Here is a 15,137-nt window from a genome sequence, read left to right as displayed (position 1 = left end):
GAAAGACCACCCATGATCACCACGACCACGCTGAACTCCGGCTGGCGACTGAGCCATCTGGCTGGCGCCGTCCCGGAGGAGACCCGGATCCCCGAGACGGTGCCGGCAACCGTCCCCGGCTGCGTACACACCGACCTGTTGGACGCCGGCCTCATCCCCGACCCGCTGGACGCCGACAACGAGGAGCGCCTGGCCTGGATGTGGCGCTGCGACTGGCGCTACGAACTGCGCTTCGACGCCGCACCGGCCGCGCCCGGTGAGCATGTCGAGCTGGTATTCGAGGGCCTGGACACGATCGCCACGGTCACCCTCAACGACGTCGAGCTGGGCCGCACCGACAACCAGTTCCGGCGGTACCGGTTCGACGTCGGCCACCTGCTGCAGGCCGGTGAGAACCGCCTGGTGGTCGACTTCACCTCCGCGCTCAACGTGGCCGAGGAGCGCGAGCGCCTCCACGGCGAGTACCCGTTCGTCAACGCCCACCCCTTCCCCATGGTCCGCAAGAGCGCCTGCTCCTTCGGCTGGGACTGGGGGCCGGTGACGATCACCGCCGGCATCTGGCAACCGGTGCGCCTGGAGCGGTGGCGCGGGACCCGGGTCCGCGGCGTGCGCCTGGGGGTGGACCTGGAGGGGAGTGTGGGCGTCGCCCGGCTGGTCGCCGAAGTCGAGCGGGACCCGGACGCGCCGGCCGCGTCCCTGGCCTACGCCGTCGCGGGAACCACCGTGGAGGCAATGGCCGAAGCCCCCGGCATCAGCGAGGTCGTGCTCGAGGCGCGCGTGGCCGACGCCGACGTGTGGTGGCCGCGCGGCTATGGTGACCAGCCCCTGTACGAGTCGACGTTGCACCTGGACGGGGAACCCGTCTGGTCCCGTCGCGTCGGTTTCCGGCGCATGGAGGTGGATCTGACGCCCGATGAGGTCGGGACGCCGCTGCGGCTCAAGGTCAACGGAGAGCTGGTGCTGGCCAAGGGGGTCAACTGGATCCCCGACGACGTCTTCCCCACCCGCATCACCCGTGCCCGCTACCGGCGCGCCCTGGCGGACGCGGTGGAGGCCAACTGCAACACCGTGCGTGTGTGGGGCGGCGGCATCTACGAGTCCGAGTACTTCTACGACGCCGCCGATGAGTTCGGGCTGCTGGTGTGGCAGGACTTCATGTTCGCCTGCGCCGCCTACAGCGAGGATGCCTGGATGAGGGACAACGTCATCGCCGAGGCCCGCCAGGCGGTGGCCCGGCTGGGTGGACGCGCGTGCCTGGCACTGTGGTGCGGCAGCAACGAGAACGAGACGGCCTTCCAGGACTGGGGTTGGAAGGAGCGCCTGCGGGGCCGTGCCTGGGGGCAGGGATACTACCGGGAGATTCTCCCGGCGGTCGTCACCGAGCTGGACCCGACCACTCCCTACATCCCCTCCAGCCCGTTCAGCCCGGATCCCGAGGCCGAGGCGAACAACCGCACCGACGGCGACACGCACGTATGGGACGTGTGGAACGAGCTCGATTACCTGCACTATGCGGACCAGACGCCGCGCTTCGCCTCCGAGTTCGGCTTCGGCGGGCCCATGGCCTACTCCACCCTCACCGCCGCGGTGCACGATGAGCCGCTGAACGTGAGCGGTGCGCAACTGGCCGTGCACCAGAAGGCCGAGGACGGCTTCACCAAGCTGCGCCGCGGGCTGGAGGCCCACTTCCCCGAGCCGGTCGACTTCCGCCACTGGCACTGGGCCACTCAGCTCAACCAGGCGCGCGCCCTCGACTTCGGAGTGCGCCACTTCCGCTCGCTCCAGCCGCGCTGCACGGGATCGCTGATCTGGCAGCTCAACGACTGCTGGCCCGTCATCTCCTGGGCCGTGGTCGACTCCGCCGGGGTGCGCAAGCCCGCCTGGTACGCGTTGCGCCACGCCCAGCAGAACCGCATGTTGTGCCTGGAGCCCGCCGGGGGCGGCCGGGTCCGGCTGGCGGCGGTCAACGACCTGGCCGAGCCTTGGGCCGCGCACGTCAGGATTGGATACGGCACGCGCCACGGGCTGGAGGTCGCGTGGGAGGAGCGCCGAATCGAGGTCGCGCCCCGCGCTGCCGCCGCGGTCGAGCTGGCCCTGCCGGAGGACCCGGATGGCTTCCTCATGGCCGAGGCCGACGACGCCCGCCGCGTCGTCTGGTTCGTGTCCACCGACCGCGAGGCCGGCCTGCCCGAATTCAACGCGGACGTGAAGGTGGCCCGGATTGCGGGCGGTTACCGGCTCGACGTGACCGCGCGAGTGCTGTTGCGGGACGTGGCGGTAACCGCCGATGCCGAACGGCCCGGCGCCGTCGTCGACGACATGCTCACCACCCTGCTGCCCGGCGAGCAGGCCTCATTCACTGTCCTGACCGACGGCGAACCGACAGACCCGCAGGTGCTGGCCACCTGGCCGGTGCTGCGCAGCGCCAATCATTTGGCGGGCTGACCGCGACGGCGATCGGGCCTGTTGCGGCCACGTGCCGCCGTCACGGCTGCGGCGTCACCTCCGCCACGGAGGCGCGCCGCAGCCAGTGGTGGGCGGGCTCAGGAACTTCGAAGGAGGTCTGCCCGGACTCAATGCGCAGCACGCATTCGGCGATGGTCCGGCCAAACGCATGCACATCCTGTGCGATCGCGGTGATTGGGGGTGAGGCCAGCTGGCAGGAGGAGGAGTCGTCCCAGGCGACGAGGCTGACGTCGTCGGGCACGACGGCGCCCAGAGCGGAGGCGGTGGCCAGCCCGGCCAGCGCCATGGTGTCGTTGTCGTAGATGATCGCCGTCGGACGCGTGGCCGCGGGGAGCTTCAGCAACTCCGCGGTGGCCCGCTGACCAGAGGCCTCGCTGTAATCACCCGGGACGATGCGCAGTTCTACGCCGAGTTCCTGTGCCACCCGGCGGGCCACCGTGTCCCGGATCAGGGTGTGTGCCAGGTGCTCAGGGCCGCTTACGCGGGCGATGCGCTCGTGGCCGAGTTCGTGCAGCCGCTCCATCACCCCGCGGGTTGATTCGGCGTTGTCGGAGACGATCGAAGCAGTGTCGGGTACAGCCTGCTCCACACCCGCGTGGAGTGTGGCCAGGCCCAGCTCATTTAGGAGTGCCGGACGCGGATCGTCCACCAGCGGATTGACGAGAATCACCCCGCGGACGAAGGCCTCGGCGGCCCAGCGGCGATACACCTCCAGCTCCTCACACAGTCCGGGAACCTGATGCAGGAAGAACAGTACAGAGGTGCCGCGCAGGGTTTCTTCGATGCCGTCGGCGTTCTCCGACCAGAAGGACTCGGCAGTAAGTAGTCCCCGTGGGCGGGCTAGAACCATGCCCCAACGGTGAGTATCCGAGCCGGTAGTCATGCGGACCTTTCAGTCTGAACCAATTGCTGGTCGGGCCGAGATCAGCGGCGCCTGGGAAGCCACCCGGTGTGAGCCGGGACGCCCCCTATCCTAGGTCGGAACGGGGATGTGGCCTGCCGCATTTGTCCGGGATAACGGGATTATGAAGGAGACAGTGGATGGTACGAGGTACCGATACCAAGGCGCTGGTGTTCGACCTCGTGCGCGCTCTGGAGCGCACCTCACGGGCGGAACTGGTCAAGCGGACCGGGCTGACCGGAGCGTCGATCTCGACCATTACCCGTCGCCTGCTGGATGAGGGGCTGCTTGAGGAAACCGGAAGAGCTCCATCAACCGGTGGGAAGCCGCGAACCTTCGTGCGGGTTGCGCCGGACTCTAGGTATGCGGTCGGTGTGCACCTGACGCGCACCGACATGGTGCTGGTGCTGACCGACCTGTTGGGCGCGATCATTGGACGCACCCGGAGAGAGCTGCCAACAGACCCGGGGAAGGGCGTGGGACAGGACTGTCTGCGGGAGACTGTGCAGGAGGCCATTGCGGAGATCATTGCCGGCACCGGAATCGACAACACCAAGTTGGTTGGAACCGGCGTGGTGCTGGCGGGACCCGCCGACCGCGGTCTGCCCGGGACGACCTCCGCGACCGACCGCGATGAACTGCGCGCAGCGTTGGAGCGGTCGACCGGCATGCCCGTCCTCATGGAGAACGATGCCACTGCGGCGGCACTAGGCGAATGGTGGGTTTCTCCGAGCGGGCGCGCAGACGACGCCCTGGTGGTCTACCTGGGTGCCGGCATCGGCGGAGGACTGCTGGTCGGCGGCCGCTTGCAGCGGGGAACCTCGGCCAATGCCGGCGAGCTCGGGCACGTTTGCGTGGATCTCAACGGCCCGGTGTGCACTTGTGGGGCCCGCGGCTGCGTGGAGGCGGTTGCCGGACCACAAGCGGTGGTGTCCAGGGCGCTGTTGGACCCCGACATCGCCGGCCCCGCAGGGTTGGGGGCGCAGGTCGGTTCACGCGGTTCGGTCGAGGCGGATTTCGCGGCGATCGCCCGGGCCGCGCACCTGGGGAACGAGTCCGCGCGGCGTCTGCTCGCCGAGTCCGCTCGCGCTCTGGCAGTAGCGATACGGTCGGTCGTCAACGTGCTGGACAATGCGGCCGTCATCCTCACTGGGCCGAGTGCCGCCGGCGCTGGCGCGGTGTACCTGCGGGCCATTGAGAGTGAGCTCAAACTGCGCTATGGGGCGGCCGCCTCGCGTCCGGTGTCGGCGAGGCTTTCACAGAACTGCGGCACCGCCGCGGCGCTGGGGGCCGCAGCCATGGTTTTGGATGCCGCAATCCGCTCCTCCTAAACGGGCTTTTCCGGCGTGTGGGTGTGGTGGGTGGTGGGTGTTGCCGACCTGGTGGGCCGGGTGCTGGTGGGTGTGGGTGGTGTGTGCCCGGGCGCCCCGCCGTGGGCGGAATGTCCGAATTCGGCACTAAGGCCGTCGCCGACCGCTGGAGCCGATTTGGAATCCGCATGATTCCAACGTTCTGCCCATGGCCGCGGGCCGCGTCGGAGTCGTTTGTGCCGATCCTGGACACTTTGTGCCGCCACGCGCGGGAACGAGCGCCGACGGCGGTTCGTGGGCGGACAGGCTCCCCGCGTGCCTGACACCACCCAACCCCCGCCTCCACACCCTCAAACTGGAAGAACTCTTAAGCGGTCCGACTGCCGAGCGGGATGCATTCGTGCTTGCCGGCCGACCCGGCGGCAAACGAATCGGCAAAGGCGCGGTCGCATCCACATTGCCTGTGGATAACTTCTTGTGCACGCCGCGTGGGTGGATGATCATGAATGTCCGTGCAGGCTGCAGTTGGTGCAGCCGCGGCGGCCTCGCCAGTAGCGGTGAAAGTGGCGCGCTCGCGCGGATTGGCGTCGATCGATTCTCGGAGGCGGCGTCGTAGAACCGCGTAATTGCAACGATTTGACCGGCCGGTGGTGGCGGTGGTACTGGCCGCTCGGCGAGGTGTGCGCCCAGTTGGACGCCGGGTCTCACGCCCTCGGGGCGGGTGTTCCGACGGTCGCCCACAGGCCAAGCGGCGGCATTCTCGGCATCACCAGGTCTGTGCACAAACCTGTGGATCAATTCTGTGGATAACCGTCGGTGGGGCGGGGCGCGGGCAGACGTCGGCGGCGCCGTCGTCTTGCGAACGGCCCCGCCGCCGGTGTGCTTCTGCTCACTCCAGGGCGCCGGCGATGGCGTCGACCAATTCCAGCAGGTGGCGGTCGGGCAGGAACTCCCGGCGCACGGACTCGTGCGCTGCCAGCCCCATGTCGTGTGCCCGCTCCGGGAAGCGCAGCACGTCGGCCACGGCCTGTGCCCACGCGGCGCCGTCGGCGGGATCCACCAGCACGCCGTCGACGCCGTCGTCGATCTGGTCCTGAATGCCGCCTACCGCAGAGGCGACCACGGGCGCCTTCTTCCACATGGCCTCCGCCACCGGCAGCCCGAAGGCCTCCACCAGGGAGCGCTGGGTGACCACGTCGGCCACTCGCTGCACGGCGTTGACCACCATGGCGTTGACATCCCGGTCGTGCATGGGCACGGCGGCGATGTGCACGCGCGAGGCCACCGACTCCGGCAGCAGGTCCCAGCGGTCCAGCACCTCGCCCAGCACCGCGGCGGCTTCGGCGTCGCGCTCGGGGTCCGGGTCCGGCCCCACCAGCAGCAGGTGCGCGTCGGCCGGCAGCGTAGCCACGTTGTCCGCGAAGGCGTCGATCAGCTCCTTGGCGCCCTTGAGGCGGTCCCAGCGGGACACCTGCGCGATCACGCGCACGCCCTGCGGCACCGGCAGGCCCGCACCAGCGAGCGTGGGCAACTCGCGAAGCGCGTCGGGGCGCCCGTCCTCGTGCACGAAGGCGACCGCGTCGAAGGGCGGCTCGCCGGCGAACACGCCCGCCAGCCTCGCCACCGACCAGGACTCGTCCAGGTCCAGCACTCGGTTCTTGGGGGAGTCGGGGTTAATCGAGGGGGCAATCACCACGCAGCGCTCCGGCTCCACGAAGGGCGGCCGGTAGTTGGGGCGTGAGACGACGACGAGGTCCACCTCCTCCAGGTAGCGGTCCAGAAAGGCCCAGGCGCGCTGGCCGGCGTCGCCGGTGTCCTGAGCGCCCAGGTGGCAGCGCCAGATGACGGCGGCGCCGGCCGCCTTCAGCGCCTTGGCCAGGCCAGCCGTGGGCGGGTCGTGCAGGATGACCACATCGCCGTCGCGAATGTCGTCGACGATGTTCTCCGCGTTGGAGGCGATCACGTGCTCGTAGATGTCGCGCTGCTTCTCCGCGAGCTTGCCGCCATCGCCGCGGTCGCCGTGAATGCCGGCGTGCAGGCGGGCCGCGATCGTGTTGAACTCGCGCGGCGCGTCCAGCACCAGCCAGCGGGCGTCCACGCCGATGTCCAGCGCGTATCCGACCAGTGGGGCGACGATCTCCGCAGGCCCCGACGCTGCGGCGGACGTGGGCGTGATGGTCCAGACGGCGCGTCCCTCCAGGAGGTTACGGGCCGCGGCCACGCCGTCGCGCAGGCGTCGGGTGGCGACCTCATCCAGGTGGCTTTCGAGGTCCGACAGTGGGAGCGGGGCGACGTCGATGGTTCTCATGTCCCGATACTGCCCCAAAGCCGTGTGATGCGCAGCACTTTCGACGGCGCGCCGTGCGTTTCAAGGTGTTGCGTCACCCTCAGTTGTACGAACCGGCTTGCGCGTCGGGAGGTGTGGGGGAGAGGCTAGCCGAGTAACGAGCATGTCGCGGGATGGCTGTGTTACCGGTGCGACCTGCGATCATCCCGTGCCCAGTCCAACCCGTCTGAAGGGAAACAGTCATGAGCCAGAGCCCCAATAACCCCGGCCAGCCGCAGCCCCCTGCGTACGGCGGTGGGCAGCCGAGCAATCCCTATGGCCAGCAGGCATACAGTCAGCAGCCGGCCTATGCGGCCCCCGGTTACGGTGCGCCGGCATACGGCGACCCCTATGGGCAGGGCGGATACGTCGAGCCCAAGTCGAAGGTCGCCGCGGCGGTGCTGGCCTTCTTCCTCGGGACCCTGGGCATCCACAACTTCTACCGGGGCCAGACCCGCAACGGCATCATTCACCTGTGCCTGGTTGGCGCGGCGATTGTGCTGCTCATCATCGGCGGGGTGGTCCTGGGGACTAACGTCGATGCCTACGGCAATGTGTCGGACGGCGCAGCTTCCACCGCCGGGATGCTGATGCTGCTGGGCTCGCTCGTCGCCGCTGGTAACAGCATCTGGGCCTTCGTCGAGTTCATCATGATCCTGGTCTCCAACGACGGCAGCCTCCAGTAGGGGCATAAGTCGCCATCGTTGCAGTCGATATAACCAACCCCTTGTCGGAGAGCGTAGATCGGTCGTGACCGCCTTCGAGTCCGGTCGGTGTGGCTGTCCGGGAGGGTTTTGGCGGCGCGGTGAAGGCCGCGGAGTTGGTTGCGAGGGCGCGCACGATCGGCCCCATCCGCACCAGGTGCACGGCGGTCTTCAACCTGATGAACACGAGCGTCGTCGTCGGGATCAGAGCGGTGGAAGAGGGCGAGCATCGCAAGCTGCTTTCGGCTCGCCCCCTGTTCGACGAGATCGTCCCGTCCGGGCCGTTCACGCCCCACATCACCGTTGCCTACTACCGGCCGGAGGCGCCGACGCCGTTGGCGCCCGACGCATTGCGCGCCGTGCTCGGTGAGCTCACCGCACGGGTCACGGGCACGCCCGTCATGCTCACCCCCGAACGTCTGCACGTACTGCACTTCGACTCAATGAGCAACTACTGGGCGGTTTGAGCCAGAGCAGCCGACGCTGTCGAAGTCCAGATCGTGACGCGTGCGCACCGCGTTGGGGAACGTATGGCAGGAGCGCTCATCGGTGCTATGGGGCTACCGCCCGGGACCTCGTCCGTGCATTCAGCCATGCCCGGGCGCAGCCTGCCTTTGGCTACCAGTCCGACTCTCTGTTTCGCCCGACGACGTCCTTGGGTGCTCGTGTTGACGGTTCGTGTGCTTCCACGGCGGTTCGGCACTTGGCAGCGACGCTTCGGCACCTGCGACGACGGTTCGGCACCTGCGACGACGGTTCGGCACCTGCGACGACGGTTCGGCACCTGCGACGACGGTTCGGCACCTGCGACGACGGTTCGGCACCCAGGGGTACGAACTGTCACCGGAGGGTACGAAGCGTCCACCGGAAGGTACGTACCGTCGGGTCGGGGTACGAAGCGTCAGCCCCATCCGCCCCATAACCGTTGGCGCGGCCGTCCCGCCGCGGGGCTCTAGGTCGTGTTGTGTAAGTCGTTTGTGGTGGTGGGGCGGTGCTGGCGATGTGGGTGGTGGTCTGGTGGCGGATGGTGAGTTGGTCGTGTCTGGTGGCTACGGGGCCCGAGTTTGAGTGGGCTGCGTGCGCCCTTCGGGAGCTCGCTCGCGCCTTCGTGAGCTCGCTCGCGCTGTTGGGAGCGTCGTCCCGGAGCCGGGTTGTCGACGCGGGTGCCTGTGGGCGGGCCGGTTGTGTGCTTAGCGAGGATCGTTGTGCGCAGTCAGGCGCGTACGGCGTTCCCGCGGTGTCGGGAGCCTGGTTGCCGACAGTCGAAGGGGGCGAGTGGGTCTTGTACCGCTCCGGTTGGACCGCCCACGCCCCGTTGGACCGCCCACGCCCCGTTGGACCGCCCACGCCCCGTTGGACCGCTGTAACCGGCGGCTACGGCGGTCCAACCGGGGAACAGGGGTCCAACGGGGGAACAGGGGTCCAACGGGGGAACAGGGGTCCAACTGACAGGCTCAACATCCACACACCGCCACCCAAGTACTTACACAACAGGACCTAGAGCGCGAGTTGCTCTCAGACACACGAGTTCAGCTCGGGTGCAGGAGATCTTGGCGGTTTGCGCGGGTAGAAACCGTGCAACCCGCCAAATCACGTGTCGATGCTGCCGACGCGTGTTCACGATGTCCCCGAGCTCGTCGACGGCGCCAGTCGTCGGCAGCAGGAATAGCCCATTACGTTTGCCCACCCGACCCACAGGCGCACAGCCGACCACCACCTGGACGGCGGATGACCAGCCACCATAACGACCGATCTCGACCGTCATGTCAACCGATCTCGGCGAGGGGGCCTGGGGCGGTCTCGCAACGTTGAGGCGGACACGGAGGGGGAATAGGTGCGAGGCCGCCCCGCCGGGTAACCTCTAACCGGTTCCACCGCCCACCCAGGAGCAGCCATGTCCGCCGTCGAGCCCAACGCCGTGACCGAACCCGCCCGCCCCGCCGACCACCCCGACACCGTCGCCCACGCCGCGGCCACCCCCGACCAGGCGATGCCCTACCGCGAACTCGGTCTCAAGGACGAGGAATACGACTCCATCAAGACCATCCTCGGCCGTCGCCCCACCGCCGCGGAGCTGGCCATGTACTCGGTGATGTGGTCCGAACACTGCTCCTACAAGTCCTCCAAGCTCCACCTGCGCCAGTTCGGGGAGAAGACCACGCCCGAGATGCGTGAGCACCTGTTGGTGGGTATGGGGGAGAACGCCGGCGTCGTCGACATCGGCGACGGCTGGGCCGTCACCTACAAGGTCGAGTCCCACAACCACCCCAGCTTCGTCGAGCCCTACCAGGGGGCCGCCACCGGCGTCGGCGGGATCGTGCGCGACATCATCTCCATGGGTGCCCGGCCCGTGGCCGTCATGGACCAGCTGCGCTTCGGCGCCGTCGACCACCCGGACACCGCCCGCGTGGTGCACGGCGTCGTCGCCGGGGTGGGCGGCTACGGCAACTGCCTGGGCCTGCCCAACATCGGCGGCGAAACCGAGTTCGACCCCTCCTATCAGGAGAACCCGCTCGTCAACGCCCTGTGCGTGGGCGTGCTGCGGCACGAGGACATCCACCTGGCCAACGCCTCCGGCGCGGGCAACCAGGTGGTCCTGTTCGGCGCCCGCACCGGCGGTGACGGCATCGGCGGTGCCTCCATCCTCGCCTCGGAGTCCTTCGAGGACGGCATGCCCGCCAAGCGGCCGAGCGTGCAGGTGGGCGACCCCTTCATGGAGAAGGTCCTGATCGAGTGCTGCCTGGACCTGTTCGCCTCCGACCTGGTGCTCGGCATTCAGGACCTCGGCGCCGCCGGCATCTCCTGCGCCACGAGCGAGCTGGCCTCCAACGGCGACGGCGGCATGCACGTGGACCTGGAGAACGTGCTGCTGCGCGACCCCACCCTCACGGCCGGGGAGATCCTCATGAGCGAGTCCCAGGAGCGGATGATGGCCGTCGTCGCCCCGGACAAGCTCGACGACTTCATGGCGGTGATCGACAAGTGGGACGTCGAGGCCTCCGTGATTGGTGAGGTCAATGGTTCCGGGCGGCTCACCATCGACCACTTCGGGGAGCGGATCGTGGACGTCGACCCGCGCACGGTCGCCCACGAGGGCCCCACCTACGACCGCCCCTACGCCCGCCCGGCCTGGCAGGACGCCCTGAACGCCGACACCTCCGACGCACTGGCCCGGCCCGAGACGGTCGCCGAGCTGGCGGAGCAGGTGCGTGCCGTCGTCACCAGCCCCAACCAGGCCTCTGCGGCCTGGGTTACCGACCAGTACGACCGCTTCGTGCGCGGCGCCACCGCCCTGGCCCAGCCCGACGACGCCGGTGTCATTCGCGTGGATGAGGCCACCGGCCGCGGGGTTGTGATCGCCACCGACGCCAATGGTCGCTTCACCAAGCTCGATCCGGCCACCGGTGCCGCCCAGGCGCTGGCCGAGTCCTACCGCAACGTATGCACCGTGGGCGCCCGCCCGCTGGCCGTCACCGACTGCCTCAACTTCGGCTCCCCGGAGGACCCCGATGCGATGTGGCAGCTGGTGGAGGCGATCACCGGCCTGGCCGACGCCTGCCGCGAGCTGGGTGTTCCCGTCACAGGCGGGAACGTCTCCCTGTACAACTCCCACGGCAAGGTCAAGGGACTGCCCGATTCCTCCATCAACCCCACCCCGGTGGTGGGTGTGCTCGGCGTGATGGGCGACGTGCGCCGGGCCAACCCGTCGGGCTGGCAGGAGGAGGGCCTGGCCATCATTGCTCTGGGCGAGACCCGCGACGAGCTGGACGGCTCGACCTGGACCCGCGTGGTGCACGACCACCTGGGCGGTCTGCCGCCGCAGGTGGACCTGGAGGCGGAGGCCGCCCTCGGGCGGGTGCTGGTGGCCTTGAGCGAGGTGGACCTGCCCGACGGGTCCCGGCTGGTGCGCGCCGCCCACGATCTGTCCGCCGGCGGGCTGGCGCAGAGTCTGGTTGACGCTTGCTTGCGTTTCGGTGTGGGGGCGGCCATCGACCTGGCCGCCCTGCCTGGCGACGTCGACGACTTCACCGCTCTGCTGTCCGAGTCCGGCGCCCGCGCCCTGGTGGCGGTGCCGGAGGGCGCCCTTCCCGCGGTGGCGGCGGCCGCTGAGGCCGAGGGCGTGACTTGGGGGCGCCTGGGCACCACCGGCGGGGACATGCTCGCCGTCACCGGTACCGATCTGTTGGCCGACGGCGGCTCCGGCCGCCCGCTCGTGCTGGACCTGGATGAGCTGCGCGCGGGGGTGCAGGCGACTCTGCCAGCGCTGTTCGACTGAGGTCGCCCAGGGGGCGTTTAGGGAGGGCGTTTAGAACGCGGGCTCGCGGTCTGTTACGCCTGTTCGGGGTTTACTACGCCACTTAGGGGTCTGCTGAATGGCTCAGAGGCCTTCAGCAGACCGTTAACTGGCGTTGTTAACGGTGAAGCGGCGTAGTAGATGTCTGGTGCGGAGGTGAGTGCCCCCGCGGTGGTGCATGGCGGGGTGTTCGCGGTGTCGGGCAACGGTGGCGGGTATGGTGTGTGGGGTTGTTGGGACGTGTGGGGTTGGCGTGGTACTCGCCAGATGGTCACAATTCGGTCTACGGTACAAAGATTGGTGCATTTTGACCCTGACTTTTCCGCATGACTTCGTTGAAAGTTGGTGGCTGGAGGGGTTTGGAGGGGTGTCGGTGGCGCTTGGCTTGTTTTCAACGAAAGGTGGTAGTTTTGGCCTGGTGCCAGTCGGTCCCGTGGGGTGCTTGCGGGGTCGGTGGCGATCTCGCCTCTGGAAGTGGCGGTATGACGCGGTTTCCAGGGGTAGGGGTCAGGAAGCACCTCGCACCTTAAGGTGCATTAAGACTGTCGATGGCTTGCTGTACCGTTTCGTGAAGTCGGGCGTCAGGAAGCACCTCGCACCTTAAGGTGCATTAAGACCAAAACTGGGGATGCGCATGACTCATCTTCCTCTCTGTCAGGAAGCACCTCGCACCTTAAGGTGCATTAAGACACAAGCTCATGGAGCAAGTCCTGCCACTGCTGGCCGGTCAGGAAGCACCTCGCACCTTAAGGTGCATTAAGACTGACTTCAGCTCGGCGTTCAGCGCTGCCTGCCATAGGTCAGGAAGCACCTCGCACCTCAAGGTGCATTAAGACAGAATACTCTCAATGGTCATCGGTAGTCTCCTCTCAGTCAGGAAGCACCTCGCACCTCAAGGTGCATTAAGACGCTCAGACGCCTCGGCAACAGTGGCGTCCTCGGTGGGTCAGGAAGCACCTCGCACCTTAAGGTGCATTAAGACCAACCTGGCCGGCATTGTCATCCTCCTCCTTGGGCGGGTCAGGAAGCACCTCGCACCTTAAGGTGCATTAAGACATTAGAATGTAAGCCTCGCCGGACCGCCATATGCTGTCAGGAAGCACCTCGCACCTTAAGGTGCATTAAGACAGATCCGGCCTCGCGCACCAGCTTCATCAGTGCGGCGTCAGGAAGCACCTCGCACCTTAAGGTGCATTAAGACCTCCGCCTCGCGGCGAAGAAGCTCCATTTCCCCCGGTCAGGAAGCACCTCGCACCTTAAGGTGCATTAAGACCATGTGAGTGAGACGTAGAGTGATGAGTGTGGAGTCAGGAAGCACCTCGCACCTTAAGGTGCATTAAGACGTCATAGGGGACTCCCCTCCGGGGCGGAGTGAGCGAACCGTCAGGAAGCACCTCGCACCTTCAGGTGCATTAAGACTCATCGACCATGCCGGGCGCATGACACGCCACACCAAAGACCGGTAGAATCTGAGGCGAGGCGGGAGCCAGCCCACTCTTGGCGCGCAACGCGCTGCGGGCAGGCCACCCGCCTCCTCTTGTCAGGAAGCACCTCGCACCTCAAGGTGCATTAGGCGCGGGCGGGGCGTGTGGGGACCGTCGGCCTCGGATCGGCACTATGGTTAGTGCCTGCTTAGTCAGGCGGTTCAGCGGACCCTGTTCACTCCACTGCTCGGTAGAGCGCGTGCGGCACGCCTGTGGCCGCACTGCTTTCAGGACGCCTGGGCCCAGGACCTCGCCCAAAGAATGACAGGGCGCATGCCCGAACTAGCGGCAGCGGACCTGGGTGACGTCCCCGCAGCCATCTACGCCCTGCGGCATCGGGCTGCGGTAACTGAGGTGCGCAGGTACCTTCGGGACCACCCCGGCGCCGCCGTCGTCGACCTGGGCTGCGGAATGGACCGACTCGTCGACGGTTTGGACGCCCCTGCGGCGCGCGTCTATTGCCTGGACTTGCCGGAAGTCATGAGCCTGCGGCGTGAGTGGCTACCACCTCACCCACGTGAGAGGGAACTGCCCGCCTCTCTGACGGACACCGACTGGATGGCAGACGTCGACGCCGACGCCGGAATGATCGCCGTCGCCTCTGGCGTGGTCTACTTCTTCGCGGAGGAGGACGTGCGGCGGCTGGTCGACGAGCTGTCGCACCGCTTCCCCGGTGGCGGAATCGTTTATGACGCTGAATCGCCCGATCTGGTCGCGGCGAGCGAGCAGGCTGTACATGACGCGGGCGTCGCCGACGCACCCATGCCCTACCGGGTTGAGGATCCGCTGGCCCCGCTGCGCTGGTCCCGGGCAGTGGGAACGGTAAGGGCGGATTACGGGCTGCTGTCCTATCTGCCCGACGACGCCGATCTGCCCGCCGCCGTCATGCAGGCGTTGGAGGACCTGCGTGAGCACCGCTCCCTATACGAGGTTGTGGCCGATTTCGTCCGCTGAGGCGCGTAGGACGCGTTGCCCCCGGTTTCGGCCACGGGCGGCGCGCCGAAGCGGAGCCACCAGGCTCTCCGCGAGCTACCACTGCCATGCCCCCGACTCAATGAGTCTCCTCGCCGGCGCCAACGGGGCCTGCGCGGACTCGACATCCTCTATGACGGCTCTTCGCCTCGGCGGGTGCTGGTGGGCTGGCGGGTGGTGTGCTGGTCACGCCGAATTCGGGGAGGACGGACATTCGACCGGGTCGATCACGCTCAGCCCGAGATTCTCGGCAACGGTCTTCATTGTGGCGTCGTGAGTGGCGACGGCACTCGTTTCACCCAGGACAAGAGCGGTCGCCAGATGCAGAGCATCCAGGGTCTTGACGTGCCTCTCAATGGATTCGGCCACCGTATGCACCTGACGCGTGATGTCGATCAGACCCACGCGGTCGAGCAGCGGAAGCCCGTCGCGTAGCGGTCGGTTCTCTCTACGCAGGACGCGGATCACCTCCGTGCGCAGCAGGCGCGAGGAGACGAGCGTCATACCCGGTGATTGCATCCAGGCCTGCACCCGCTTCCGCTCGGGCGCATCCAGGATCGTGCGCAGGGCCACCGACGAATCGAGATAAACCACTTGAGCGGGCATGGTCAGTGGTCCCTGCGCTGCTCGGCGAGCAGGGCGTCCGCCTCCGCGCTCGTGTATGCCGGACCGCCCGGGTG

Annotated in this window: 9 protein-coding genes and 1 CRISPR repeat array; of the genes, 6 read left to right on the top strand and 3 right to left on the bottom strand. The window is 67.7% G+C overall.

Annotated features, from left to right (window positions below; genetic code table 11):
• The first annotated feature begins 12 nt into the window (after positions 1-12).
• Positions 13-2,445 carry a glycoside hydrolase family 2 protein gene (locus C3B71_RS14230; RefSeq protein WP_199912520.1) on the top strand — a complete coding sequence of 811 codons (2,433 nt, stop codon included), beginning with the start codon at positions 13-15 and terminating at the stop codon, positions 2,443-2,445.
• A 40-nt stretch (positions 2,446-2,485) separates the two neighbouring features.
• Here the strand turns inward: C3B71_RS14230 and C3B71_RS14225 are convergent, their stop codons facing one another.
• Positions 2,486-3,316: a LacI family DNA-binding transcriptional regulator gene (locus tag C3B71_RS14225; protein WP_159097716.1), complete on the bottom strand. Its 831-nt coding sequence runs from the start codon at positions 3,314-3,316 to the stop codon at positions 2,486-2,488.
• A gap of 191 nt (positions 3,317-3,507) precedes the next feature.
• Between C3B71_RS14225 and C3B71_RS14220 the strand changes: the two genes are divergently transcribed.
• Positions 3,508-4,698, top strand: a complete 1,191-nt coding sequence (locus C3B71_RS14220) for an ROK family protein (RefSeq protein ID WP_108968928.1) — start codon at positions 3,508-3,510, stop codon at positions 4,696-4,698.
• 868 nt (positions 4,699-5,566) lie between these two features.
• Here the strand turns inward: C3B71_RS14220 and C3B71_RS14215 are convergent.
• Positions 5,567-6,985, bottom strand: a complete 1,419-nt coding sequence (locus tag C3B71_RS14215) for a glycosyltransferase (RefSeq protein ID WP_108968926.1) — start codon at positions 6,983-6,985, stop codon at positions 5,567-5,569.
• Positions 6,986-7,206: 221 nt separating this feature from the next.
• Between C3B71_RS14215 and C3B71_RS14210 the strand changes: the two genes are divergently transcribed.
• The 4 genes from C3B71_RS14210 (at position 7,207) to C3B71_RS14190 (ending at position 14,439) form a co-directional block, all read left to right on the top strand.
• Positions 7,207-7,689, top strand: a complete 483-nt coding sequence (locus tag C3B71_RS14210; RefSeq protein ID WP_108968924.1) for a TM2 domain-containing protein — start codon at positions 7,207-7,209, stop codon at positions 7,687-7,689.
• Between the two features lie 89 nt (positions 7,690-7,778).
• On the top strand, positions 7,779-8,174 hold the full coding sequence (locus C3B71_RS14205) for a 2'-5' RNA ligase family protein (RefSeq protein ID WP_234415941.1): 396 nt from the start codon (positions 7,779-7,781) through the stop codon (positions 8,172-8,174).
• A gap of 1,427 nt (positions 8,175-9,601) precedes the next feature.
• Entirely contained in the window at positions 9,602-11,983 is a 2,382-nt protein-coding gene (gene purL / locus C3B71_RS14200) for a phosphoribosylformylglycinamidine synthase subunit PurL (RefSeq protein ID WP_108968922.1), read from the top strand.
• A gap of 524 nt (positions 11,984-12,507) precedes the next feature.
• A CRISPR array of direct repeats spans positions 12,508-13,420; the repeat unit is 37 nt; unit sequence GTCAGGAAGCACCTCGCACCTTAAGGTGCATTAAGAC.
• A gap of 209 nt (positions 13,421-13,629) precedes the next feature.
• Positions 13,630-14,439 carry a class I SAM-dependent methyltransferase gene (locus C3B71_RS14190; RefSeq protein ID WP_108968917.1) on the top strand — a complete coding sequence of 270 codons (810 nt, stop codon included), beginning with the start codon at positions 13,630-13,632 and terminating at the stop codon, positions 14,437-14,439.
• A gap of 204 nt (positions 14,440-14,643) precedes the next feature.
• Here C3B71_RS14190 and C3B71_RS14185 read toward each other — a convergent pair whose 3' ends face one another.
• Positions 14,644-15,063 carry a type II toxin-antitoxin system VapC family toxin gene (locus C3B71_RS14185; RefSeq protein ID WP_108968915.1) on the bottom strand — a complete coding sequence of 140 codons (420 nt, stop codon included), beginning with the start codon at positions 15,061-15,063 and terminating at the stop codon, positions 14,644-14,646.
• Between the last annotated feature and the right edge of the window lie 74 nt (positions 15,064-15,137).

Source organism: Actinomyces sp. Z16 (assembly GCF_003111765.1).
Taxonomy (GTDB): Bacteria; Actinomycetota; Actinomycetes; order Actinomycetales; family Actinomycetaceae; genus Actinomyces; species Actinomyces glycerinitolerans.
Note: the sequence above shows the minus strand (reverse complement) of the source record. Positions and strands in the feature narration are given on the sequence as shown.

Excerpts from the sequence above, each read along its gene's own strand:
- C3B71_RS14210 (WP_108968924.1), top strand. The coding sequence starts at position 7,207 with ATGAGCCAGAGCCCCAATAACCCCGGCCAGCCGCAGCCCCCTGCGTAC.
- C3B71_RS14225 (WP_159097716.1), bottom strand. The coding sequence starts at position 3,316 with ATGGTTCTAGCCCGCCCACGGGGACTACTTACTGCCGAGTCCTTCTGG.
- C3B71_RS14185 (WP_108968915.1), bottom strand. The coding sequence starts at position 15,063 with ATGCCCGCTCAAGTGGTTTATCTCGATTCGTCGGTGGCCCTGCGCACG.
- C3B71_RS14215 (WP_108968926.1), bottom strand. The coding sequence starts at position 6,985 with ATGAGAACCATCGACGTCGCCCCGCTCCCACTGTCGGACCTCGAAAGC.
- C3B71_RS14220 (WP_108968928.1), top strand. The coding sequence starts at position 3,508 with ATGGTACGAGGTACCGATACCAAGGCGCTGGTGTTCGACCTCGTGCGC.
- C3B71_RS14230 (WP_199912520.1), top strand. The coding sequence starts at position 13 with ATGATCACCACGACCACGCTGAACTCCGGCTGGCGACTGAGCCATCTG.
- purL (WP_108968922.1), top strand. The coding sequence starts at position 9,602 with ATGTCCGCCGTCGAGCCCAACGCCGTGACCGAACCCGCCCGCCCCGCC.